At 66.4% G+C, this 22,386-nt stretch carries 20 protein-coding genes; 5 read left to right on the top strand and 15 right to left on the bottom strand.

Annotated features, from left to right (window positions below; translation table 11 throughout):
* Positions 1-2 precede the first annotated feature (2 nt).
* Genes pcaD through DVB37_RS25605 form a run of 5 tightly spaced genes read right to left on the bottom strand, consistent with a single transcriptional unit; the run spans position 3 to position 2,766 of the window.
* A complete protein-coding gene (gene pcaD, locus DVB37_RS25625; RefSeq protein WP_120157132.1) occupies positions 3-782 on the bottom strand; it encodes a 3-oxoadipate enol-lactonase in 780 nt (259 codons plus the stop codon).
* Positions 783-835: 53 nt separating this feature from the next.
* Positions 836-1,132 carry a YciI family protein gene (locus tag DVB37_RS25620; RefSeq protein ID WP_006216052.1) on the bottom strand — a complete coding sequence of 99 codons (297 nt, stop codon included), beginning with the start codon at positions 1,130-1,132 and terminating at the stop codon, positions 836-838.
* Positions 1,133-1,144: 12 nt separating this feature from the next.
* The gene (catC, locus tag DVB37_RS25615; RefSeq protein WP_006227165.1) at positions 1,145-1,420 is read right to left on the bottom strand and encodes a muconolactone Delta-isomerase; all 276 of its coding nucleotides are present in this window, start codon (positions 1,418-1,420) and stop codon (positions 1,145-1,147) included.
* Positions 1,421-1,435: 15 nt separating this feature from the next.
* Positions 1,436-2,080 (bottom strand): 3-oxoacid CoA-transferase subunit B, encoded by a 645-nt coding sequence (locus tag DVB37_RS25610; RefSeq protein ID WP_046803260.1) that lies wholly within the window; start codon positions 2,078-2,080, stop codon positions 1,436-1,438.
* Entirely contained in the window at positions 2,077-2,766 is a 690-nt protein-coding gene (locus tag DVB37_RS25605) for a 3-oxoacid CoA-transferase subunit A (RefSeq protein ID WP_046803261.1), read from the bottom strand. The genes DVB37_RS25610 and DVB37_RS25605 overlap by 4 nt, the downstream gene beginning before the upstream one ends.
* A 194-nt stretch (positions 2,767-2,960) precedes the next feature.
* Between DVB37_RS25605 and DVB37_RS25600 the strand changes: the two genes are divergently transcribed.
* Positions 2,961-3,743, top strand: a complete 783-nt coding sequence (locus tag DVB37_RS25600) for an IclR family transcriptional regulator (protein ID WP_104141683.1) — start codon at positions 2,961-2,963, stop codon at positions 3,741-3,743.
* A gap of 50 nt (positions 3,744-3,793) precedes the next feature.
* Here the strand turns inward: DVB37_RS25600 and DVB37_RS25595 are convergent, their stop codons facing one another.
* The 4 genes from DVB37_RS25595 to ppc form a co-directional block, all read right to left on the bottom strand.
* Entirely contained in the window at positions 3,794-4,522 is a 729-nt protein-coding gene (locus DVB37_RS25595; RefSeq protein WP_100854177.1) for an SDR family NAD(P)-dependent oxidoreductase, read from the bottom strand.
* A gap of 38 nt (positions 4,523-4,560) precedes the next feature.
* Entirely contained in the window at positions 4,561-5,901 is a 1,341-nt protein-coding gene (locus tag DVB37_RS25590) for a short-chain fatty acid transporter (RefSeq protein WP_104141685.1), read from the bottom strand.
* A 178-nt stretch (positions 5,902-6,079) separates the two neighbouring features.
* A complete protein-coding gene (locus DVB37_RS25585) occupies positions 6,080-7,015 on the bottom strand; it encodes a 3-hydroxyacyl-CoA dehydrogenase family protein (RefSeq protein WP_120157131.1) in 936 nt (311 codons plus the stop codon).
* A 233-nt stretch (positions 7,016-7,248) separates the two neighbouring features.
* Positions 7,249-10,098 (bottom strand): phosphoenolpyruvate carboxylase, encoded by a 2,850-nt coding sequence (gene ppc / locus DVB37_RS25580; RefSeq protein ID WP_120157130.1) that lies wholly within the window; start codon positions 10,096-10,098, stop codon positions 7,249-7,251.
* Between the two features lie 165 nt (positions 10,099-10,263).
* On the opposite strand from ppc, the gene queC reads away from it, so the two are divergent.
* Positions 10,264-10,983 carry a 7-cyano-7-deazaguanine synthase QueC gene (queC, locus tag DVB37_RS25575; protein ID WP_104141686.1) on the top strand — a complete coding sequence of 240 codons (720 nt, stop codon included), beginning with the start codon at positions 10,264-10,266 and terminating at the stop codon, positions 10,981-10,983.
* Between the two features lie 80 nt (positions 10,984-11,063).
* Here queC and DVB37_RS25570 read toward each other — a convergent pair whose 3' ends face one another.
* Both DVB37_RS25570 and DVB37_RS25565 read right to left on the bottom strand, forming a co-directional pair.
* Positions 11,064-12,266: an MFS transporter gene (locus DVB37_RS25570; RefSeq protein WP_120157129.1), complete on the bottom strand. Its 1,203-nt coding sequence runs from the start codon at positions 12,264-12,266 to the stop codon at positions 11,064-11,066.
* On the bottom strand, positions 12,263-12,808 hold the full coding sequence (locus tag DVB37_RS25565) for a GNAT family N-acetyltransferase (RefSeq protein WP_104141689.1): 546 nt from the start codon (positions 12,806-12,808) through the stop codon (positions 12,263-12,265). The genes DVB37_RS25570 and DVB37_RS25565 overlap by 4 nt, the downstream gene beginning before the upstream one ends.
* A gap of 118 nt (positions 12,809-12,926) precedes the next feature.
* Between DVB37_RS25565 and DVB37_RS25560 the strand changes: the two genes are divergently transcribed.
* From DVB37_RS25560 to DVB37_RS25550, 3 genes are all read left to right on the top strand, one after another.
* Complete coding sequence (locus tag DVB37_RS25560; protein WP_104142281.1) at positions 12,927-13,817, top strand: LysR family transcriptional regulator; 891 nt, start codon at positions 12,927-12,929, stop codon at positions 13,815-13,817.
* Between the two features lie 77 nt (positions 13,818-13,894).
* On the top strand, positions 13,895-15,763 hold the full coding sequence (ilvD, locus tag DVB37_RS25555) for a dihydroxy-acid dehydratase (protein WP_120157128.1): 1,869 nt from the start codon (positions 13,895-13,897) through the stop codon (positions 15,761-15,763).
* Positions 15,764-15,942: 179 nt separating this feature from the next.
* Positions 15,943-16,824, top strand: a complete 882-nt coding sequence (locus DVB37_RS25550; protein ID WP_120157127.1) for a LysR family transcriptional regulator — start codon at positions 15,943-15,945, stop codon at positions 16,822-16,824.
* A 133-nt stretch (positions 16,825-16,957) separates the two neighbouring features.
* Here DVB37_RS25550 and lpdA read toward each other — a convergent pair whose 3' ends face one another.
* Genes lpdA through DVB37_RS25530 form a run of 4 tightly spaced genes read right to left on the bottom strand, consistent with a single transcriptional unit; the run spans position 16,958 to position 22,362 of the window.
* On the bottom strand, positions 16,958-18,355 hold the full coding sequence (gene lpdA, locus DVB37_RS25545; RefSeq protein ID WP_120157126.1) for a dihydrolipoyl dehydrogenase: 1,398 nt from the start codon (positions 18,353-18,355) through the stop codon (positions 16,958-16,960).
* A gap of 8 nt (positions 18,356-18,363) precedes the next feature.
* Positions 18,364-19,683: a pyruvate dehydrogenase complex dihydrolipoamide acetyltransferase gene (locus DVB37_RS25540; protein WP_120157125.1), complete on the bottom strand. Its 1,320-nt coding sequence runs from the start codon at positions 19,681-19,683 to the stop codon at positions 18,364-18,366.
* Positions 19,684-19,693: 10 nt separating this feature from the next.
* A complete protein-coding gene (locus DVB37_RS25535) occupies positions 19,694-20,182 on the bottom strand; it encodes a VOC family protein (RefSeq protein WP_104141695.1) in 489 nt (162 codons plus the stop codon).
* Complete coding sequence (locus DVB37_RS25530) at positions 20,179-22,362, bottom strand: thiamine pyrophosphate-dependent enzyme (RefSeq protein WP_104141697.1); 2,184 nt, start codon at positions 22,360-22,362, stop codon at positions 20,179-20,181. Before DVB37_RS25530 ends, DVB37_RS25535 begins: the two co-directional genes overlap by 4 nt.
* Positions 22,363-22,386: the final 24 nt, after the last annotated feature.

The raw sequence follows: 22,386 nt of genomic DNA, 5'->3' as shown, positions 1-22,386 counted from the left end.
GGTTACTCCGTCAGGAAGTCGACGACCGCGCGGGTGAAGGCTTCCGGTTGCTCCCAGTTCGAAATATGGGAGGTGTTCAATTCGACATAACGCGCGCCGGCGATGGCGGCGGCCAGTTCCCGGCCTTGCACGGGTGTGGCGGCCATATCGTGCGAGCTGCTGATAACCAGCGTGGGCGCGGTGATGGCCGAGACTTGATCGCGGTAGTCGGCGTCGCGCAGCGCGGCGCAGTTGGCCGAATAGCCGGCGTCCGGCGTGCGGCGCAGCATGTCGATCAGCACTTGCGTCAGGCCCGGTTCGGCGGCGCGGTAGCCATCGGTCAACCAGCGTTCGACCAGCGTGGGCGCCATTTTTTCCAGCGTCTGCTCGGCCACGGCGGCAATGCGCGTGCTCCAGCCTTCCGCCGATCCGATGCGGGCGGCGGTGTTGCACAGGATCAGCTTGCCGATCCGTTCCGGGTGCGCCAGCGCCAGCGCGATACCGGTGGGGCCGCCCATCGACAGGCCGCAAAAGTGCGCGCGCTTGATGTTCAGGTGCGCCAGCAGTTCGGCAACGTCGCCGGCAAGCTCTGCAAAGGTGTATTCGCCATCGGGCACCGACGACTTGCCATGGCCGCGCGTGTCGTAGCGCAGCACGCGGAAATGCTTGGTCAGTTCGGGAATCTGGCGCGCCCACATGTCGGAGCAGGTGCCCAACGAATTGGAAAGCACAAGCACCGGCGCGTCGGCGGGGCCATCGATGACGTAGAACAGCCGGGCCTGGCTGAGATCGGCGTAAGCCATGTGGGAAGTCCTCGGATGAAAACGCGGCCGCGCAAAAGGCGGCCGCGACAGGATTACAGGTGGCAGGTGCCGTCGACGTAGGCTTTGCGCCAGCGCGTGATGGTCACACGGTCGAACAGATTGGCTTGCGAAAACGGGTCGGCGTCGATGAACTGTTGCGCGGCTTCGCGCGTGTCCAGATCAACGATGTACAGGCCGCCGCCGGCGTCCTTGCCGTCGTCTTGCAGTTTGGCGCCGCACGCCAGCAGCAGCTGCTTGTTGGCGTCCAGGTACTCCAGGTGCGCCGCGCGATGTTGCTGGCGCACTTCCTGGTGGTTGGGCTTGTCGAACGTTTCGATGATGTAGGGCATGAAGTGCTCCTGTCAGATCGCCGAGGGATGGCGCGCCAGCGCCGTGACGTTGATGTCCATGTACGGAAACAGCGGCAGCGACGCCAGCAGCGTGTGCAGCTCGTCATTGCTTTCGACGTCGAAAATGCTCACGTTGGCGTAGCGGCCCACCACGCGCCACAGCTCTTTCCACTTGCCGTCGCGTTGCAGTTGTTGGGCCAGGGCCTTTTCGTCCGCCTTGAGCTTGTCGGCGCGTTCGGCCGGCATGTCGACGGGAAGATTGACTTGCATTTGAACCATGAACAGCATGATGGGGGCTCCTGATTAGCGGGAAAACTTCAACGGCAGGCCGGTCAATGCCAGCAGTTCGTCAGCGGTGACATCGCCGAACATGTCGGTCACGGTGACGCCGTCGGCGCGGATGTCGAACACCGCCACGTCCGTGTACACGCGCGACACGCAGCGCACGCCCGTCAGCGGATACGTGCACGCCTCGACCAGTTTGCTTTGGCCTTCGCGCGTTTGCAGTTCCATCATCACGAAGACGTCTTTGGCGCCGATGGCCAGGTCCATCGCGCCGCCCACGGCGGGGATGGCGTCGGGCGCGCCGGTGTGCCAGTTGGCCAGGTCGCCGTGCTGCGACACCTGGAAGGCGCCCAGCACGCAGATGTCCAGGTGGCCGCCGCGCATCATCGCGAACGAGTCGGCGTGATGGAAGAACGAGCAGCCGGGCAGTTCGGTCACGGGCTGCTTGCCGGCGTTGATCAGGTCGTAGTCTTCCTGGCCCTTGGCGGGCGCGGGGCCCATGCCCAGCATGCCGTTTTCGGTATGCAGGATCACTTCGCGGTCAGCCGGCAGGTGGTTGGCCACCAGCGTGGGCAAGCCGATGCCCAGGTTGACGTAGGCGCCTTCGGGGATGTCCTGCGCGACACGGGCGGCGATCTGGTCGCGGGTCAGTTTGGTGCTCATTGCTGCTCCTTGGCGGCCGGGGCGGCGTCGATCTGCACGACGCGCTGCACGAAGATGCCGGGGGTGACGACGGTTTCGGGGTCCAGCGTGCCCAGTTCAACCACTTCGCGCACCTGCGCCACGGCCACGCGCGCGGCGCTGGCCATGATGGGGCCGAAGTTGCGGGCGGTCTTGCGGTAGACCAGGTTGCCCCAGCGGTCACCGCGTTCGGCCTTGATCAGCGCGTAGTCGGCGTGCAGCGGATATTCCAGCACGTAGTGGCGGCCGTTGATCTCGCGCACTTCCTTGCCATCGGCCAGCGGGGTGCCGTAGCCGGTGGGCGAGAAGAACGCGCCGATGCCGGCGCCCGCGGCGCGGATGCGCTCGGCCAGGTTGCCCTGGGGCACCAGTTCCAGCTCGATCTTGCCGCTGCGGTACAGGCCGTCGAAAATCTGCGAATCGACCTGGCGCGGGAACGAGCAGATGATCTTGCGCACGCGGTTCGCGCCCAAGAGGGCGGCAAGGCCGGTGGTGCCGTTACCGGCGTTGTTGTTGATGATGACCAGGTCTTTGGCGCCCTGTTCGAGCAGGGCGTCGATCAATTCCATGGGCTGGCCGGCAGTGCCGAAGCCGCCGATCATGACGGTGGCGCCGTCGGGTACGTCCGCCAGGGCGGCCGCCGCGCTTGCAACAAGCTTAGAGATCATGATGTTCGCTCATAGGTGGCGTGTCATAATTTGTTCTTCACTAGAACTTTCGTTCTTCTGAAGAACATCGTTTCATGGGGACCGCACAGCGTCAAGGCAACCCGACGCATGACGATCCTCCATCGTTTGGCGTTGCCCGCAATGGCAACGAACGGCTCGCCAGCGGCGAGCTTTTTACTCTTGGGACCTACCGGATGGCCGAGCAAGACCCCCAGCAGCCCAGCGACAGCTACGTGCAATCCTTCGCGCGCGGCCTGTCGGTGATCCGGGCGTTCGGCCCGGGCCGTTCGCAGATGACGCTGTCCGAAGTGGCCGCCGTGACGGGGCTGACCCGCGCCGGCGCGCGCCGCATCCTGCTGACGCTGGAACACCTGGGCTACGTCACCGTCACCGACCGCAAGTTCGAACTGACCCCGCGCATCCTGGAGCTTGGCTACGCCTACCTGTCCGGCACGCCGCTGTGGAACCTGGCCTTGCCGTACATGGAAGAAGTGGCCGAGCAGACGCGCGAATCGTGCTCGGTGTCGGTGCTGGAAGGCGCCGACATCGTGTACATCCTGCGCCTGTCCACGCACAAGGTGATGACCATCAACCTGGCCGTGGGCAGCCGCCTGCCGGCGTGGGTGACGTCGATGGGCCGCGTGCTGCTCGCCGGCCTGTCGGACGCGGAACTGGACCGGGTGCTGGCCATGAGCCAGATCCAGGCCTACACCCCGCAAACCGTTACCGACGTTGTTGAACTCAAGCGCCTGCTGGCCGGCGTGCGCGCCGATGGCTACGCGTGCGTGGCGCAGGAACTTGAACCCGGCCTGCAATCGGTGGCCGTGCCCATCGTTGACCGCAGCGGCCGCGTGATCGCCGCGATGAACGTCAGCGGGCAGTCCAACCGCTTCACGCGCGAGGCCATGCTGGACGCGTTTTTGCCGCCCTTGCGCCACGCCGCCGACCAGATCAACCACGCGCTGCTGCGCCGCTAGGCGCGGCGGGCAGGCACGAAGGTCGGTGCGGTTCGGCATGGCGAGCGGGCTCAGATGGGCGCGACGCCCAGCGTCGTGCCGCCGCACACATACAGCATCTGGCCCGTCACGAAGCCGTTGTCGGGCGACAGGAAGAACATGGCGGCGCGCGCCACATCTTCCGGCGTGCCCAGGCGCTTGACGACGATGCTGTTGATGATGCGCTCGGTTTGCGGAGCGCCCGCCGGGTTGCTCTTGGTGAACAGGTCGGTTGCGATCGGGCCGGGGCCGATGGCGTTGACCGTGATGCCGTCGCCGCCCAGCTCCATGGCCAGCGTGCGCGTCAGGCCCACCAGCCCGGCCTTGGTGGCCGAATAGACCACGCGATCCGGCTTGCCTAAAGCGGCGCGCGACGACATGTTCACGATGCGGCCAAAGCCGGCTTCGCGCATGGCGGGCAACGCGGCCTGCACCAGGATCAGCGCGGTGCGCAGATGCAGGTTCACCACATAGTCCAGATCCGCCAGGGTGGCCGTGTCGGCCGTGCCCGGGCGGGTGGCGCCGGCGTTGTTCACCAGGCCCACGATGTTGTAGGCGCTGGTGACTTCGGCGGCGACTTCCTTGGTGCGCGCTTCATCGGTCAGATCGGCCTGATACGAGACCAGCCCGGCCGGCGGATTCTCGGGCAGTCGGTAGTCGATGTTGACCACCTTGTGGCCCGCATCCAGCAGCATGCGGATGATGGCGGCGCCTATGCCGGCGCTGCCGCCGGTGACGAGATACGCAGTCGGTTTGCTCATATCGGTTTCCAGTCTTGTTCAAAGAAAGCGCGTGGGGATCAGTGCGTGGCGTAGCCCCAGGCCAGCACGGCGGTGATGTGGATCACGCCCACCCACAGCATCATGATGACGGTGTAGCCCATCACGTCGCGCAGCTTCAGCTTGGACAGGGCCAGCGCCGGCAGGATCCAGAAGGGTTGCACCAGGTCGTTCCAGGCGTTGCCCAGCATGACGGCCATGGTCGTCTGGTTCATTGCGCTGCCGATTTCCTTGGCCGCGTCGATCATGAACGGACCCTGGATGACCCAGTGGCCGCCGGCCGACGGCGCAAAGAAGTTGATGAAGAACGAGCTGATCAGGCCCCAGAACGGCAGCGTGGCCGGCGTGGCAAGATCCACGAACACTTGCGAGATCGACGTCACCAGGCCGGACGCGGCCATGATGGCCATGATGCCGGCGTAGAACGGGTATTGCAGGATGATCCCGGAAATCGTCTTGATGCCTTCGGTCAGCTTGGCCACGTAAGCGGCCGGCGTGCCCAGCAGGATGATGCCCAGGAACAGGATGATGAAGTTGATCAGGTTCAGGTCCAGCGAGCCGCCGTCCATGAAGTGGAACGTCACGTAGGCAATGCCCAGCGCGCCGATGAGCAGGCTCAGGATGCGGCTGTTGTTCAGCTTCGAGGCGATGGTGCCTTTTTCCAGCATGTCTTCACTGGCGTTGGAGGCATTGGCGTCGCGGTCGATGCCCGGGTCCACTTCAACGATCTTCTCGCCCTTCTTGGGGTGCAGCCACGCGTTCAGCAGCGGCAGCGTGATGATGATGACCAGGCTGGTGATCAGCATGGGCACCGAGAAAATGGTTTCCGACAGCGGGATGGTGCCCATCTGCTTGGCGGTGGGGTGGCCGGGGGTGGCGACAAGCACCGGGATGCTGGCGGACAGGCCCAGGCCGTACATCGTGAAGCCGCTATAGGCGGCCGCGATGATCAACGGGTAGTGCACGCCCTTGACCTTCAGCGCCAGCTTCTTGGCGACGATGCCGCCGATGACCAGGCCAAAGCCCCAGTTCAGGTAGCTGCCCACGCCGCCAACCAGCGTGGCGACGATGATGGCGGTGTGCGGCTTGTGCACGTGGCTGACGATGCGGTTCAGCAGGCGGTCGGTCAGCGGCGCGGTGGCCAGCACGTAGCCCATCGCCAGGATCACGGCCATCTGCGTCGTGAACGCCAGCAGGCTCCAGAAGCCCTTGCCCCAGGCGCGGGTCACGTCGCCGATGCTCTGGCCTTCGATGCCCATGGCCAGCAGCACGGTCAGCAAGGTCAGTGCAATCGCGAAAACGAAAGGATCCGGCAGATACTTGCGCATCAGCTCGGTAAAGAATGAAGCGAGTTTATTCATGGTGCCTCCAACAACTCCGTAGGCGGGTTCTTTAGTGCCGTGCCCCGCGCGCCATCGGGTGGCGATGCGCAACGGGGATCGACGATTGGTTTTCTTTGTGTGGTGGGGCTCGTGGCCCGATGGCGCGGTGGGCAATGCCCCGCGCCTTATCTGTTGTGAATTCGAAAAAGAAACGCCGTCAGGAGTCGTCGGCCTTGCTGTTCAACCATGCCGCCAGTTCGCCCAGCGCCGCGCTTTTCTCGCGCAGCACGCGTTCGCGGCGCTCGGGGCTCCAGGTGTAGAAACCCTGGCCGCTCTTGGCGCCGATCTGGCCGCTGTCGACCTTGCTTTTCAGCAGGTCGGAAGGCTCGGTGCGGTTTTCGAGATCTTTGTACAGGTAGCTGGCAATCGCGTAATGCACGTCGATGCCGTTCATGTCGCGCTGTTCCAGCGGGCCGGACAGGGCCAGCCGGATGCCCAGGCTCCACTTGACCACTTCGTCGATGTCCTCGGCGCTGGCCACGCCCTTTTCCAAGAGCGAGATGGCTTCGCGCGCCAGCGCATGCTGGATGCGGTTGGCGATGAAGCCGGGGATGTCCTGGCGCACCAGCACGGGCCGCTTGCCGGCAAAGCGCAGCGTCGCCATGACCTGCGCGACGGTGGCGTCCGACGTGTCGTCGTTGCGCACGACTTCCACCAGCGGGATGACGTCGGCGGGCGTGAAGAAGTGCGCGCCCACGAAGCGGTCGCGGCGCGCGACGGCGCTGGCGATGGCGTTGATGGACAGGCCCGACGTGTTGGTGGCGAAGAGCGTGTGCGGGGGGCACAGCGCGTCAAGCTTGGCGAAAATGCCGCGCTTGAGCTCCAGGTTTTCCGGCACGGCCTCGATCACCAGTTCGACGTCAGCCGCGGCCTCCAGGCCGGCATCCATGCGGATGCGCGCCAGGGATTGCTGCACCTGGTCGGGCGCGTAGACGTTCAACTGACGGTCGATGACGGCGCGGGCACGGTCCAGCGCGCCGGGCATCGGGTCGATCAGGACGATGTTCAGTCCCTTCGAGGCGAACAGGGCGGCAATGCCGCTGCCCATGGCGCCTGCGCCGATGACGGCGAGATTCTTGAGGGGAGTATCCATGACAGTTCGCTTGGGGCTGCTTGCAGCCGGGCGTTGCAGGCGGGCACGCGGGGAACCAGGCGGTTTCTGTCTCGTCCTCAGGGTGCCTTTCTGTGCGGCGCGGCCAGAAAAATCGTTATGTTCTACATACGAACATTTGTGCGTGTATAGAATTTCTGTCAGGGATAGTACTAAAAGTCTCCCGGGGTGGACAAATGGCCCCTCAACGGTGTTCGGCAGGTGGACGCTGCCGCCTAGCCGGAATTGCGCAGGCCCGCCGCGATGCCGTTGATGGTCAGGTGGATGGCGCGCTGCACGCGTTCGTCTATTTCCGCCTTGGGATTGTTCTGCGCCGCGCGGTGGCGCCGGATCAGGTCGATCTGCAAGTAGTTCAGCGGGTCGATATACGCAAAACGTTCGCGCAGGGAATCTTGCAGCGTGGGGTTGTCGGCCAGCAACTCGCGTTGGGTCAGCAGTTTCAGCATGGCCAGCGTGCGGCCATGTTCGGCGCTGATCAGCCCGAAGACGCGCTCGCGCAGGCCGCGTTGCGGCACCAGCTGCGCATAGCGCGCCGCGATGGCCAGGTCGGACTTGGCCAGCACCATTTCCATGTTGGACAGCAGCGTGCGGAACGCGGGCCAGTCGCGCGCCATCTCGCGCAGTTGCGCCAGCCGCGCGCGTCGTGAACGCGGGCCGCCTTCGGCGCCCACTTCCAGATAGGCCTCGATGGCCGAGCCCATGCCGTACCAGCCGGTCAGCATCAGGCGGCATTGCGCCCACGAAAAGCCCCACGGAATGGCGCGCAGGTCTTCGATGCGCTGGCCCTTCTTGCGCGAGGCAGGACGCGATCCGATGTTCAGGCCGGCGATTTCACTGATGGGCGTGGCGGCAAAGAAATACTCGGCAAAGCGCGGCGTGTCGTACACCAGGCCGCGATAGGTGCGCTGCGCGGTGTCAGACATGAACGACATGGCCGGGCCGTGCTGCGCCATGTGCGCATCTTCCGCGCTGGTGGCTTCGGCGCGCGGGGCCAGGCTGGATTCCAGCGTGGCGGCCACCAGCAGTTCCAGGTGCCAGCGGCCAACCTCGGCGTCCTTGTACTTGCTTTGGATGACTTCGCCTTGCTCGGTCAGGCGGATCTGCCCGGCGACCGTGCCGGGCGGCTGCGCCAGGATGGCGTCAAAGCTGGAGCCGCCGCCGCGTCCCACCGAGCCGCCGCGGCCGTGGAACAGGCGCAGGCGCACGTGGCGCGATGAAAACACGTCCACCAGTGCGCGTTCAGCCTGGTACAGCGACCAGTTCGACGTCAGGAAGCCGCCGTCCTTGTTGCTGTCGGAATAGCCCAGCATGACTTCCTGCGCGCCGTTCTGCGCCTGCTTCACGCGCTGGCGCACTTCGGGCAGGTCCAGCCAGGCAGCCATGATGTCGGCGCCGCGCTGCAAGTCGGGAATCGTTTCGAACAAGGGCACGACCATCAGGCCGTCGTCGGGGTCCAGGTCCTGCCCGACCGGGGCGATCAAGCCCGCTTCCTTTTGCAGCACCATGACTTCCAGCAGGTCGCTCAGCGTTTCGGTGTGCGACACGATGGTCTGGCGCACGGCCTGCTTGCCGTAACGCGCGCGACCGGCGGCGGCGGCGCGCAGCACGGCCAGTTCGCGCGTGGTGTCTTCGCTGTAGGCGATCCACGGCGAAGCCAGCGGGCGCGCCTGTGCCAGTTCGGCACGCAGCAGCGCCACGCGGGCGTCTTCGTCCAGCGCCAGGTAGTCCAGCGGCTTGCCTTCATGCAGCGTGCCGGCGCGCTCGAACAGTTCGGCCAGCGCGCGTTCGTGCACGTCGGAGCTTTGGCGCAGGTCGACCGTGGCCAGGTGAAAGCCGAACACCTCCACCGCTTGTTGCAGGCCCGACAGGCGCAGCTTGGCGATGGGCGAGGCGTGGTGCGCGGCCAGCGACGCGGCAATCACGGCCAGGTCGGCGGACAGTTCCCGCGGTGCTTGATACGCGGGCGCCGCCACGGTGCTGCGGCGCGCCAGGTCCTGCCCCGTCAGCGCTTGCGCCGTGGCGGCCAGTCGGGCATAGACGCCGACCAGCGCGCGGCGATAGGGCTCGTCGCTGCGGTGGGGGGAATCGTCGCCGCTGTTGTCGGCCAGCGCCAGCAGTTCCGGGTCGGCGGAGATCAGCAGGGTGGTGATCGACAGTTCCGCGCCCAGCGCGTGGACCTCTTGCAGATAGTGTTCAAACAGCACCGTGGCCTGGCGCAGCAGCGCGCGTTCCAGCGTGGCGGCGTCCACATTGGGGTTGCCATCGCGATCGCCGCCGATCCAGCTGCCCATGCGCAGAAACGGTTCCAGCGGCGCGGGCGGCGCGGCAAACGGCTTGGTCGGTTCGCGGTTCAACAGCTTGGACAGGTCTGCGTACAGGCGCGGGATGACTTGCAGGAAGGTGCTGCGGTAGTACGACAGGGCGTTTTCGATCTCGTCGGCCACCGTCAGGCGCGTGTAGCGCAGCATGCGCGTCTGCCACAAGGTGGCCACGCGGCCAAGCAGCGCGGCATCCAGCTCGGCCAGCTCGTCGGGCGTCAGCACGCCGTCGCGCTGGGTCAGCGCCAGGGCAATTTCGCGGTGCACATCCAGCGTACTCTTGCGCTGCACTTCGGTCGGATGCGCGGTCAGCACCGGCACCACGCTGGCGTCGGCCAGCAGCCGGCGGATGCGCGCCACGCCCACGCCTTGCCTGCCCAATGTCTGCACGGCATCACGCAGGCTGCCACGCGGCGCGGTGTCGCCGGCCAAGGCGCGGGTGCGCTGGCGGCGGTTCTGGTCGCGGTCTTCGGCAATGTTGGCCAGATGCAGAAAATAGCTGAAGGCGCGCGCCACGGAATTCGGGTCATTGCCTTGCAAGCGCTTGACGCGCTGTTCCAGCAGCTTGCTGTCCGCCTCGTTGCCTTCGCGCCGGAATTTCACGGCGGTGCGGCGCAACGTTTCAATGGTGTCGAACACCCGTTTGCCTTCGCATTCCGCGATCACGGCGCCCAAAAAGCGGCCTAGCAGGCGGATATCGTGGCGCAAGGGTTCTGCGGACTCGGACTGCGGGCGGCTGGCTTTCATCGGGCGGGGGTTCCGTCAGGCTGAATGAAGAAAAGAAAGACGTGGGCGTTGCGGCACTACCAGGAAAATCGGACCGATTGATTTTACGCAGCGTTCCTTACGGGAACGGCGCTTTGCCTCGGTTAAAGTCCGGGATGTCCCTTCGTCTTTGTAGAAGCCCCCTTTATGCAAAATCATCAACGTCGCGCGCTCGTGCTGTTCTCGGGCGGCCAGGATTCCACCACTTGCCTGGCGTGGGCGCTGGACCGCTATGCCCATGTGGAAACGGTGGCGTTCGATTACGGTCAGCGCCATCACATCGAACTGTCGGCGCGCTTGAATGTGCTGCGCGACATCCGCGCCAACTTTCCGGATTGGGCGCCGCGCCTGGGCGAAGACCACTTGCTGGACTTGAAGGTGCTGGGTCAGGTGGGCGACACCGCCATGACCAGCGACCGCGCCATCGAGATGCAGGCTAACGGCCTGCCCAACACTTTCGTGCCGGGGCGCAACCTGCTGTTCCTGACGCTGGCGGCGGCGCTGGGCTATCGGCGCCAGCTGGACGTGCTGGTGGGCGGCATGTGCGAAACGGACTTTTCCGGCTACCCCGATTGCCGCGACGACACCATCAAGGCGCAGCAGGTGGCGCTGGGCCTGGGGCTGGGCACGCGGATGACGATCGAGACGCCGCTGATGTGGATCGACAAGTCCGAAACCTGGGCGCTGGCCTATCAGTTGGGCGGCGACGCCCTGGTGGAAACCATCGTCGAAGAAAGCCATACCTGCTATCTGGGCGAGCGCGGTGCGCGGCACGACTGGGGCTACGGCTGCGGCGAATGCCCGGCGTGCAAGCTGCGCAAGATCGGCTGGGAAAAGTGGGTGGTGGCCTCGGCCGCGGAAGGCTGATGGCCAGTGGCGGGGGGGGATGCGGGCTTGGGGTTGCGCAGGCGTAGCCGGTGCACGCCGGCGCGTCCGGCCCTCCAGGCCTAAGCCCGCCTGGACGCGGGCACAGCCACCACCCTGCCGATAAACCGCCGTCTTAATAAATAAGCCGCCGCCGCGATCACGCCCGCCAAGGCCGCCGACATCGCCATGGCGGCGCGCGCACCCTGCGTCTCGATCAAATACGCATACGCCACGGGCGCCGTGGCCGTCAGCAAAAAGCTGGGCACCAGCAGCGCACCGACCAGCGTGCCGTAGCTGCGGAAGTCAAACAAGGCCAGCGGCAGCGTGCCGCGCGTGATGGTCAGCAGCCCGTTGCACGCGCCGTAAAGCAAGGCATAGGCGGCAATGGCGTACACGCTGCCGTTGGACAACCACGCCAGCACAAAGCACAGCGGCATCAAGGTGGTGACGACCCACGTCAACGTCAGCGGATGCAGCCTTGCGCCCAACGTCACGTCGGCCATGCGGGCGGCGAACTGGCCGACGCCCCACAAGGCCGCCACGCTGGCCGCCGACGCGCCGGCCACACCCAAGCCCGTCATCAGCGCGATCAAATGCGCGGCGTTGCCGGCGGCCAGGAAGTTGGTCAGCATGGCGATTACCGCGTAAAGCGTGCCGGCCAGGCGGCGTTCGGAGGCGTTGCGCGTCAAACCGGCGCCCGGGCGGTCGGCGACAGCGGCGGGCGCGGCATACCGTTGGCGAGGCAGCGCCAGATACAGCGGCAAGGTCGCCAACGCCAGCGCGCCATAGACCAGCACCGCGCCGCGCCACCCCAGCCAGCCGGATAGCGCGTGTCCGGCCGGCCACATCACCGTGGATGCCAGCCCGCCAAACAGCGTGATCTGCGACATGGCCCGGCGCGCGGTCGGCCCGGCGGCGCGCGCCAGCGACGCAAACGCGGCGTCGTACAGGCACAGCCGCATGCCCACGCCCAGCACCAGCCACGCCAGGTAATAAGCGGCCAGCGCGTGCGCGGCGGCCAGCAGCGCACAGCCCGCTGCCGCGATCAGCACGCCCACCGGCATCACGCGATGCCCGCCCCAGCGGTCCACGGCCCGGCCCGCCAGCGGCGACACCAGCGCCATCGTGACGATGGCGGCTGAAAACCCGCCATAGACGAGGGACGCGTTCCACCCCAGGTCGGCCGTCATGGCCGGGCCGAACGCACCAATCAGGTAGAACGTGACGCCCCAGTTGACCAGCTGGGTCAGGCCCAGGCAGACGACGGCGCGCGGCGCGATCACGGGCGCTGCGGTGGCGTCGTGTCGCCTTCGCCCAGGCTGCGTTGCATCAGCACCGTGTCACGCCATTCGCCATGCTTGTGGCCCACGGATCGCAGCGTGCCCACCGGATGAAAACCCTGGCGGGCATGCAGCGCCAGCGACGCGGCGTTGCGGCTGTCGCCCACCACCGCCAGCATCTGGCGCCAGCCGGCAGCGGTGCAGCGGTCGATCAGCGCGGCCAGCAGCTTGCCGCCGATGCCAAGGCCGGCGCGGCCGGCTTTCACATAGACAGAGTCCTCAACCGTGTGCCGGTAGGCCGGGCGGGGGCGGTACGGCGTGACATAGGCGTAGCCGACCACTTCGCCGTTGATCTCCGCCACCAGGTACGGCATGTCTTTTTCCAGCACGGCCGCGCGGCGCAGCCGCATGTCGTTGATGGAAGGCGGCTCCAGTTCGAAGGACGCGGTGCCGTGTTCAACGTGGTACGCGTAGATGGTCTTGATGGCGGGCAGGTCAGCATCCGCGCTGTCGCGGATGAGCAGGGTTGGCGTGTTGGGCGACATAAAGGGGGCGTAGCGAAGAGTAGGGGAAATGGGCCAGCCGCCAGTTTGGTCCGAAATAAATCATAAATGAAGCTTTGGAAGATTATGATTTGCATAAGAAAAACTTTTGGTTGGCGTCATGCGAGGCTTGAACCTGGTCCATCTACGCATCTTTGCGCAGGTGATTGAGCTTGGCAGTTTCTCGGCGGCCGCCGAGCGCGGGGGCGTCACCCAGCCAGCCGTCAGCCTGCAAATCCGCCAGCTGGAAAGGCGTTTTGGCCTGAAACTTGTCGAACGGGTCGGCCGCCGTGCCGGCCCGACTGCCGCCGGGCTTGAACTGCTGACCCATATCCGCGTGATCGACGCGGCGCTGGCGCAGGCCGAACAGGCCATGACCGCGCATGCGTCCCAGGTGTCCGGCCGCATCCGGCTGGGCACGGGCGCAACCGCCTGCACGTATCTGTTGCCGCCCATCCTGGCGCAGCTGCGCCGACGCTTTCCCGCGCTGGATATCGTGGCCAGCACCGGCAACACCGCCGATATGCTGCGCGCCCTGGAGAACAACACGCTGGACATGGGGCTGGTGACCCTGCCCGCGCCCGGCCGCATGTTCCAGGTGACGCCGGTCATGGAAGACGAGTTCGTGGCGATCTTCCCCGTTCGCGACTCTGCCTCGATTCCGGAGCAGGTGACGCCACAGGCCTTGTCTCCGTGGCCCTTGGTGCTGTTTGAGCCTGGCGCACGTACGCGCCGCCTGGTGGACGACTGGTTCGAGGTGGCGGGCGTGGCCTGCAAGCCCTTCATGGAGCTGGGCAGCACCGAGGCCATGAAGGAAATCGTGGCGGCGGGCCTGGGCTGCGCGGTGCTGCCCAAGCTGGCCGTTTCCGGCGCGGGACACCGGGACGCGCTGGTGGTGCGTTCGCTGACGCCGCACTTGGCGCGCGATCTGGCCATCGTGATGCGCCGCGACAAGCCGCTGAGCCGGGGCTTGCGCCATTTGCAGGAAGCGTTACTGGCGCTCAGGGCATAGGCTGCCGGCACGCCTGCGCCCGATCCAGCGTATTATTTACCGTTTTGCCGCCACGCTAACAGCACTCGAGACAAATCATGCCGAACTACCGTTCCCGCACATCGACCCACGGCCGCAACATGGCCGGCGCCCGCGCCCTGTGGCGCGCCACTGGCATGAAGGACGGTGATTTCGGCAAGCCGATTATCGCGGTAGTGAACTCGTTCACGCAGTTCGTGCCCGGCCACGTGCACCTGCGCGACCTGGGCGCGCTGGTCGCCAAAGAGATCGAAGCCGCCGGTGGCGTCGCCAAGGAATTCAACACGATCGCCGTCGATGACGGCATCGCCATGGGCCACGGCGGCATGCTGTATTCGCTGCCGTCGCGCGAACTGATCGCCGATTCGGTCGAATACATGGTCAACGCGCATTGCGCCGACGCCATGGTCTGCATTTCCAACTGCGACAAGATCACCCCGGGGATGTTGATGGCCGCCATGCGCCTGAACATCCCGGTCGTGTTCGTGTCCGGTGGCCCGATGGAAGCGGGCAAGGTCAAGTCGCCCACCGACGGCAAGGTCATCGCCAAGATCGACCTGATCGACGCCATGATCAAGGCCGCCGACCCCAACGTGTCGGACGCCGAAGTGGCCGAAGTGGAACGCAGCGCCTGCCCCACGTGCGGCTCCTGTTCCGGCATGTTCACCGCCAACTCGATGAACTGCCTGACCGAAGCCATCGGCCTGGCCCTGCCTGGCAACGGCACCATCGTCGCCACGCACGCGTGGCGCAAGGGCTTGTTCGAACAAGCCGGCCGCCTGGTCGTCGACCTGTGCCGCCGCTACTACGTCGAAGAAGACGAATCGGTCCTGCCGCGCAACATCGCCACCAAGAGCGCGTTCCAGAACGCGATGGCGCTGGACGTGGCCATGGGCGGCTCGACCAACACCGTGCTGCACTTGCTGGCTGCTGCGCAGGAAGCGGGCGTGGATTTCACGATGGCCGACATCGACCGCATCTCGCGCAAGGTGCCGTGCCTGTGCAAGGCGGCGCCCGCCACCGACAAGTACCACATTGAAGACGTGCACCGCGCCGGCGGCATCCTGGGCATCCTGGGCGAACTGGCGCGCGCCGACCTGCTGGACCTGTCTTGTGGCAACGTGCACAGCGGCACGCTGGGCAACGCCATCCAGAAATGGGACGTGGCCGGTGACGCAAGCGAAGAAGCGCAGAAGTTCTACCGTGCCGCGCCCGGTGGCATCCCCACCACGGTCGCCTTCAGCCAAGACGCCACGTTCCTGACGCTGGACACCGACCGCAAGACGGGCTGCATCCGCAGCAAGGAAAGCGCCTATTCCAAGGACGGCGGCCTGGCCGTGCTGTACGGCAACCTGGCCGAGAAGGGCTGCATCGTCAAAACCGCCGGCGTGGACGAATCGCAATGGGTTTTCACGGGCCGCGCCCGCGTGTTCGAAAGCCAGGACGACGCCGTTGAAGGCATCCTGGGCGACAAGATCGTGGCGGGCGACGTCGTCGTGATCCGCTACGAAGGCCCCAAGGGCGGCCCCGGCATGCAAGAAATGCTGTACCCCACGTCGTACCTCAAGTCCAAGGGCCTGGGCAAAACCTGCGCCCTGTTCACCGACGGCCGTTTCTCAGGCGGCTCGTCCGGCCTTGTGATCGGCCACGCCTCGCCGGAAGCGGCCGAGGGCGGCACGATCGGCCTGGTGGAAGAAGGCGACATCATCGAAATCGACATCCCCAACCGCAAGATGCACCTGGCGGTTTCCGACGAAGAACTGGCTCGCCGCCGCGCCGCGATGGACGCGCGCGCTGACGGCTGGGAGCCGGTCGGCCGCGAACGCGTGGTATCGCAAGCCCTGCAAGCCTACGCAGCATTGGCCACGTCGGCCGACCGCGGCGCGGTGCGCGACCTGTCGCAGCTGAAGCAAAAAGCCAAGCGCTGATCGCGGCGCGAGTGTGGGAAGAACGGCGCCCGTGGGGCGCCGTTTTATTTGCGCGGTGCGGCGTCATTGGGGTCGCAAGACACCGCGCAATGTAGCGGGATACTGCGAAATACAGGGTTAAAGCGGTAAATTCGATCTACAACATATAGGCTGTTTTTTAGGCTTCAAGGACGCCCGACATGGCTTTGAATTCCGATGCATTGCGCGTGTTTCTCGGCGTGGTTGACGCCGGGTCGCTTAGCGCCGCGGCCGAGCTGCTGGGGCAGACGGCGTCGGGGGTCAGCCGGGCCTTGGCACGGCTGGAAGATGACTTGGGCGTGATGCTGCTGAACCGCACCACGCGGCGCATGGAGCTGACCGAAGAGGGCGCACACTTTCTGCCCAAGGCGCGGCAGATTGTCGCGTCGCTGGACGAGGCCGAAGAGTGCATGCGCATGGTGCATCAGCGGCCGGCGGGCAGATTGCGGGTGGATGCGTCGGTGCCGGTGATGCTGCATTGCGTGGTGCCGCACGTGGGGGAATTTCGGTGTGAGTATCCCGAGATCACGTTGGAACTGACCAGCAACGATCGCATCGTGGACCTGATAGAGCACCGCACCGACATCGCGATTCGCATGGGGCCGCTGACGGATTCCACTTTGCATGCGCGCGTATTGCGGCCGTCGCCGCGCTGGATGATGGCCAGCCCCGACTACATCGCGCGGCGCGGCGCGCCGGAAACGGTTGAGGATCTGGCGCGGCATGAAGTGCTGGGATTCACGCAGCCCGAAAGCCTGAACCTGTGGCCGCTCAAGCACGCGGGCGGCTCCAGCTTTCAGGCGACGCCGACGCTGGCCACATCAAGCGGAGAAACGCAGCGCCAGTTGGCGCTACGCGGCGTGGGCATCGCCTGCCTGTCGGATTTCGTGGTGCGCGAAGATATCGCGGCGGGCAGGTTGGTGAAGGTGATGGAAGGCGTGTACAGCGATCACCTGCAACCGATGCACGCCGTGTACCACCGCAACACGCAGCTGTCGCGGCGCATTGCCTGCTTTCTGGATTTCTTTGCGCAGCGGGTTTGAGGCGTTCTTGACGCGTTCTTGACGCGTTTCTGAAGCGCTCCTGAAGCGTTTCTGGCGCGCGACTTGCACAGCCATGCAAGCCGCGCGAAGGTCGAAGTGAAGGCGGCCCCGCCCGCCTGCCGCCTTCTGCTCCTTACGCGTGCAGCGCCCGTCCGAACGCAGCCAGCACCGATTCGTGCAGTGTTTCCGACAGCGTCGGATGGGCGAACACGGTGTGCATCAAGTCTTCCTCGGTGGCTTCCAACGACGCCGCCACGCCATAGCCGGTGATCAGCTCGGACGCTTCGGGATGGATGATGTGCGCGCCCAGCAGTTCGCCTGATGTCGCATCGAACACGGTCTTGACCAGCCCTTGGTCTTCGCCCATGGCGATGGCCTTGCCGTTGCCGGCAAAGGTGAATTTGCCAACGCGGATCTCGCCGCCGTGGGCCTTGGCGTGTTCGCGCGCGCGGGCTTCCGTCATGCCGATGCTGGCCACTTGCGGGTATGAATACGTGCAGGCGGGGATGCGCAGCGGATCGATGGCGTGCACCGTCTTGCCCGCGATGGCTTCCACGCACAGCACGCCTTCATGGCTGGCCTTGTGGGCAAGCCAGGGCGCGCCGGCCACGTCGCCGATGGCGTAGACGCCGGGTTCGCCGGTGCGGCAGTGTGCATCGGTGACGATGTGGGTCTTCTCGACCTGCACCCGCGTCTTCTCCAAGCCCAGATCTTCAACGTTGCCAACGATGCCGGCCGCGACGATGACGCGGTCCACCTCAAGCTGCGTCTTTTTACCTTGCTGTTCCAGCGTCACGTTGACGCCCGTGGCGCTTGGCGACGAGGCGGTGACGGCGCATTGCGTCAGCACGCGGATGCCTTGTTTCTCGAACGCCTTACGCGCCAGCTGCGAAATTTCCGCGTCTTCTTGCGGCAGAATTTCGGGCGTCATGTCGATCAGTGTCACGTCCGAACCAATGGCGCGGTAGAAGCTGGCGAACTCCGCGCCGATGGCGCCCGCGCCCACAACAAGCAACGTCTTCGGGATCTGGGTGGGCGCCAGGGCCTGGCGGTAGGCCCAGATGCGGTCGCCCAGCGGCAACGCGGGCAGTTCGCGGGCGCGCGCACCGGTCGCCAGGATGATGTGCTTGGCGGACAGGGTCGCGCCGTTGTCCAGCGCCAGCTTGCCCGCGCCGGCCAATTGCGCGCGCGCGGCGTACACCGTCACGCCGTTTTTCTTCATCAGATGCGCCACACCCTGGCCTAGCCGGCCCGCTACCTTGCGCGACCGCGCCACCATGGCGGCCAGGTCGGCGCGCGCCTCACCGGTGCCGGTGACGCCGTAGTGTGACGCTTCCTGGCAGGCGCGCAGCACCGTTGCGCTGTGCAGCAAGGCCTTGGTGGGTATGCAGCCCCAGTTCAGGCAGATGCCGCCCAGCTCGGCGCGTTCCACCAAGGCCACCGACATGCCCAGCTGCGCGGCGCGGATGGCGGCCACGTAGCCGCCGGGGCCGCCGCCAACGACGACTAGATCAAACACGTTCTTCGTCATCGTGGGGCTCACAGCAAAATGCGCACGGGGTTTTCGATCAGCGTGCGCAAGCCAGCCAGCCAGCGCGCGCCCACCGCGCCGTCCACCGCGCGGTGGTCGGCGGACAAGGTCACGGTCATGACGGTGGCGGCGACCAGTTCACCGTTGTCGCCGACGACGGGCCGCCGTTCGGCCGCGCCGACGGCCAGGATGGCGGCCTGCGGCGGGTTGATGATGGCGGCAAATTGGCTGATGCCGTACATGCCCAGGTTGCTGACCGTCAGCGAGCCGCCCGTGAATTCCTCGGGCTTCAGGCGGTTGATCTTGGCGCGCCCGGCCAGCTCGACGATTTCACCGGCAATGGCCGACAGGGACTTGATGTCCGCGTCGCGCACGATGGGCGTGACCAGGCCGCCGTCGGTGGCGACGGCCACCGAGATGTCGGCGCCCGCGTGATATTCGATGGCGTCTTCGTGCCAGCTGACATTCACTTCGGGCACTTCGCGCAGCGCCAAGGCGGCGGCGCGAACGATGAAATCGTTGACCGAAAGCTTGACCGCGCCGCCGTGATTCGCTTGCGCGCGCAGGGCCAGCAGCGCGTCCATCTTGCAGTCCACCGACAGGTAGAAGTGCGGCACGTTCTGCTTGCTTTCCGTCAGGCGGCGCGCGATGGCGCGGCGCATGCCGGTGTGCGGCACGCGGCGCGCGGCCGGACGGCCGGACGGTGGCGTGGTGGTCGCGGTGGGCGACGGCGCACGGTTGCGCGCGGCTTCCACGTCGCGGCGCACGATGCGGCCATGCGGGCCGGTGCCGGTCACGCCCAACAGGTCCACATGCCACTGCGCGGCCAGGCGGCGCGCCAGGGGGCTGGCGAACAAGCGGCCACCGGGAACGGGGGCGGTGGAGGCGGGAGCAGCATCAGAGGGCAAGGGGGGCGGGGCCGCGGGTGCTCCCGCAGACCCGGCGGCGGCAGCCGATGAACCAGCAGCCGATGAACCAGCAGCGGATGAGCCGGCAGATTTCGCTGCGGACGTTTCCCCAGCCGCCGCCGCCGCCGCCGCGCCGCCATGTTCCGCCAACGCGCGATCAGCCGCCGAGGCATCTTCGCCTTCGGCCAGCAGCACGCCGATTACCGTGTTGATCGGCACCGACGCCGCGCCGGCCGGGACCACGATGCGGGCCAGCACGCCCGCATGCTCGGCGTTGATTTCGACGATGGCCTTTTCGGTTTCGATTTCCGCCAGCGCATCGCCGACGGCGACCGTGTCGCCTTCCTGCTTGAGCCACTGGTGCAGGTTGCCGCCCGAGGTATCGGCGGCAACAGAGGGGAGCTTGATTAGGTGAGCCACGATGTTCGTCCTAGTTGGCGGCGCCGGCCAGATCGGGCCGGTAGTCGGCGGGGTCGTCGTATTCGACCAGTTCCAGCACGTTGCCTTCGGGGTCGCGGAAGAACGCCAGCCACGTGCCGGGGCGCACTTCCATGGGCGCGGGCGTGCTGTCGAAGACCACGCCCCGGGCTTGCAGGTTGCGCACCACCCCTGCCAGGTCGCGCACGATGAAGGTCAGGTAGGTGGCGCCCTGGCGATCCAGGATTGCCGCGCCGCGCACGGCCGTCTCCGGCGCCACGCTCGGTTGCAGCAGCTTGATGCGTTCGCCGTACGGCGTCTGCAAGCGCGCCACGTCGTAGCCATGCGCGGTAAGGCCCGTTGCCCGTGCCTTGTCGGCGGGCACGCTGACGCGGTTCACCAGCTTCAGGCCGACGACGTCGGTGTAGAACGCCAGCAGCGCGTCCAGATCCCGGCAGCAGATGCCGACTTCCATCGGCACGGTCATGTGCATCGCAGTCATGCCTGTTCCCCCAGATCGGCCAGCACGTCGGCCAGCCCGGCCAGCACTTCTTCGGTGTCCGCGAACGCCGCGCGTTCCAGCACCTTCGAGATGCTGGGCGACGCCTCGCCACCCGTCACGCGCTTGATCGGCTGATCCAGCCAGTCGAAATAGCGGCGCTGGATTTCATCGGACAGCATCGCGCCGTACGACGTACCGCGCGCGCCTTGCTCCACGATCAGCACGTTGTTGGTCTTCTGGATGCTGGCGCCGATGGTGTCCCAGTCCAGGCTGGCGCGGTCCAGCGTGCGCAGGTCGATGACCTCGGCGTCCACGCCCGCCTCTTCGGCCGCCTTCAACGCCCGGCTGACCATCGACAGGTACGTCAGGATGGTGACCTTGCCGCCCGTGCGGCGCACGCGCGCCTTGCCGAACGGAATGGCGTAGTCCAGGTCGCCGTCGGGCACCTCGCCCGTCGAGGCGTACAGGTCCACGTGTTCGATCACCAGCACGGGGTCCTTCGAGGCCAGCGCGGTATTCATCAGGCCCACGTAGTCATACGGCGTGGACGGCGCCACGATGCGCCAGCCCGGCGCCGTGGCAAAGATGCCGGCTGGGTCCATCGAGTGTTGCGAGCCATAGCCCGTGCCCATCGCAACCTTGGTGCGCAGCACGAACGGCACGTCGATGTCGCCGCCAAACATGTGACGGGCCTTGCCGATCTGGTTGAAGATCTGGTCAGCCGCCACCCACATGAAGTCGGGGTACATGAATTCAACGATGGGTTTGTAGCGCCCGTCCATCGCCAGGCCGCCGCCCAGGCCCGCGAACGCGTTCTCGGAGATGGGCGTGCCCAGCACGCGGTCGGGGTACTTGTCCTTCAGCCCGCGCGTGGCGCCGTTGGTGCCGCCCTTCAAGCGGTGCACGTCTTCGCCCAGCACGACCACGCCGGCGTCCGTTTCCATGCGGCGGTCCAGCACGTCTGCCACTGCGTCGACAAACTTGCGTTCGACTTTCGCGCCCGTGTGGTCGTCGGCGTCCTGGTAGCGCAGGCCGGCCAATTCGGCGCCGTCGCTGCGCAGGCCCACGTCGCGGAAGTCGGGGCGCGGCCACAGGTCGGCGCGCACGCGGCGCTTGCCGCCGTCAGCGGCTTCGGTCAGGCGGCCGCACACGTCTTTCATGACGTCCTTGCAGCGCTGGCGCAGCGCATCCACCTCGGCTTGCGTGATCAGTTTGCGGCCGATCATTTCGGTAGCGATCTTGTCCAGCGGATCACGTTGGCGCCACTGGGATTCTTCGTCTTTGGTGCGGTAGCCGAAGGCGCTGCCGGGGAAGGGGCCGTTCTGGTGGAAGAAGCGGTACACGTCCACTTCGACAATCGTCGGGCCATTGCCGGCGCGCATGTGCGCCACGGCTTCGGACATGGCCAGGTGCACGGCCAGCGGGTCCATGCCGTCGACTTTCCACGACGGAATATTGAACGCCAGGCCGCGTGCGGACAGGCGCGGTTCGGCGGTGGATTCTTCCACCGTGGTCGACACCGCGTAGCGGTTGTTCTCGATGAAAAAGCACAGCGGCGTTTTCCATGCGGCCGTCAGGTTCATCGTTTCCAGGACCGAGCCGATGTTCACCGCGCCGTCACCAAAGTAGGTCACGGCCACGCGGTCGGTGCCGGCGTGCTTGTGTGCCCAGCCCGCGCCCGCCGCCAGCGGCACGCCGCCACCCACGATGGCGTTGGTGCCCAGCGCGCCCGCTTCCAGCCAGCGCAGGTGCATGCTGCCGCCACGGCCCCGGCAGAAGCCTTGCGCCAGGCCCATGATTTCAGCCAGCGTCTTTTGCAGCACGTCGTCGATGGCGGGCGTCAGCGGGTTGCGCGGGTCCAGGCCCAGCGGCGCCACGTGTTGCAGCGCCTTGGCCAGAAATTGATGGTGGCCGCGATGCGAGCCGTTGATCTGGTCGCCCGCGCCCAGCGCCAGCACCGACCCGACGGCGCCGCCTTCCTGGCCCACGGACGAATGCGCGGGGCCGTGCACCAGGCCTTCGGCGGCCAGGTCCAGCACGGCCTCTTCAAAGGCGCGGATCCAGTGCAGCTGGGTCAGCATCGTGCCCAGCAGGGCGGGGTCCGCCTGCTGCCAGTCACGCGCCTCGACCGTCAGTTGCCGCCAGGGCGCTTGGGGCTCAAGCGATTGGTAGGTGGCCATGAGTGAATCTCCAGAATGTTTTTA

The sequence above is a fragment of the Achromobacter sp. B7 genome (assembly GCF_003600685.1).
GTDB lineage: Bacteria > Pseudomonadota > Gammaproteobacteria > Burkholderiales > Burkholderiaceae_B > Achromobacter > Achromobacter spanius_B.
The sequence above is the reverse complement of the archived record's forward strand: the minus strand, read 5'-3'. Positions and strand labels throughout refer to the sequence as shown.

Excerpts from the sequence above, each read along its gene's own strand:
- pcaD (WP_120157132.1), bottom strand. The coding sequence starts at position 782 with ATGGCTTACGCCGATCTCAGCCAGGCCCGGCTGTTCTACGTCATCGAT.
- DVB37_RS25620 (WP_006216052.1), bottom strand. The coding sequence starts at position 1,132 with ATGCCCTACATCATCGAAACGTTCGACAAGCCCAACCACCAGGAAGTG.
- catC (WP_006227165.1), bottom strand. The coding sequence starts at position 1,420 with ATGCTGTTCATGGTTCAAATGCAAGTCAATCTTCCCGTCGACATGCCG.
- DVB37_RS25610 (WP_046803260.1), bottom strand. The coding sequence starts at position 2,080 with ATGAGCACCAAACTGACCCGCGACCAGATCGCCGCCCGTGTCGCGCAG.
- DVB37_RS25605 (WP_046803261.1), bottom strand. The coding sequence starts at position 2,766 with ATGATCTCTAAGCTTGTTGCAAGCGCGGCGGCCGCCCTGGCGGACGTA.
- DVB37_RS25600 (WP_104141683.1), top strand. The coding sequence starts at position 2,961 with ATGGCCGAGCAAGACCCCCAGCAGCCCAGCGACAGCTACGTGCAATCC.
- DVB37_RS25595 (WP_100854177.1), bottom strand. The coding sequence starts at position 4,522 with ATGAGCAAACCGACTGCGTATCTCGTCACCGGCGGCAGCGCCGGCATA.
- DVB37_RS25590 (WP_104141685.1), bottom strand. The coding sequence starts at position 5,901 with ATGAATAAACTCGCTTCATTCTTTACCGAGCTGATGCGCAAGTATCTG.
- DVB37_RS25585 (WP_120157131.1), bottom strand. The coding sequence starts at position 7,015 with ATGGATACTCCCCTCAAGAATCTCGCCGTCATCGGCGCAGGCGCCATG.
- ppc (WP_120157130.1), bottom strand. The coding sequence starts at position 10,098 with ATGAAAGCCAGCCGCCCGCAGTCCGAGTCCGCAGAACCCTTGCGCCAC.
- queC (WP_104141686.1), top strand. The coding sequence starts at position 10,264 with ATGCAAAATCATCAACGTCGCGCGCTCGTGCTGTTCTCGGGCGGCCAG.
- DVB37_RS25565 (WP_104141689.1), bottom strand. The coding sequence starts at position 12,808 with ATGTCGCCCAACACGCCAACCCTGCTCATCCGCGACAGCGCGGATGCT.
- DVB37_RS25560 (WP_104142281.1), top strand. The coding sequence starts at position 12,927 with ATGCGAGGCTTGAACCTGGTCCATCTACGCATCTTTGCGCAGGTGATT.
- ilvD (WP_120157128.1), top strand. The coding sequence starts at position 13,895 with ATGCCGAACTACCGTTCCCGCACATCGACCCACGGCCGCAACATGGCC.
- DVB37_RS25550 (WP_120157127.1), top strand. The coding sequence starts at position 15,943 with ATGGCTTTGAATTCCGATGCATTGCGCGTGTTTCTCGGCGTGGTTGAC.
- lpdA (WP_120157126.1), bottom strand. The coding sequence starts at position 18,355 with ATGACGAAGAACGTGTTTGATCTAGTCGTCGTTGGCGGCGGCCCCGGC.
- DVB37_RS25535 (WP_104141695.1), bottom strand. The coding sequence starts at position 20,182 with ATGACTGCGATGCACATGACCGTGCCGATGGAAGTCGGCATCTGCTGC.
- DVB37_RS25530 (WP_104141697.1), bottom strand. The coding sequence starts at position 22,362 with ATGGCCACCTACCAATCGCTTGAGCCCCAAGCGCCCTGGCGGCAACTG.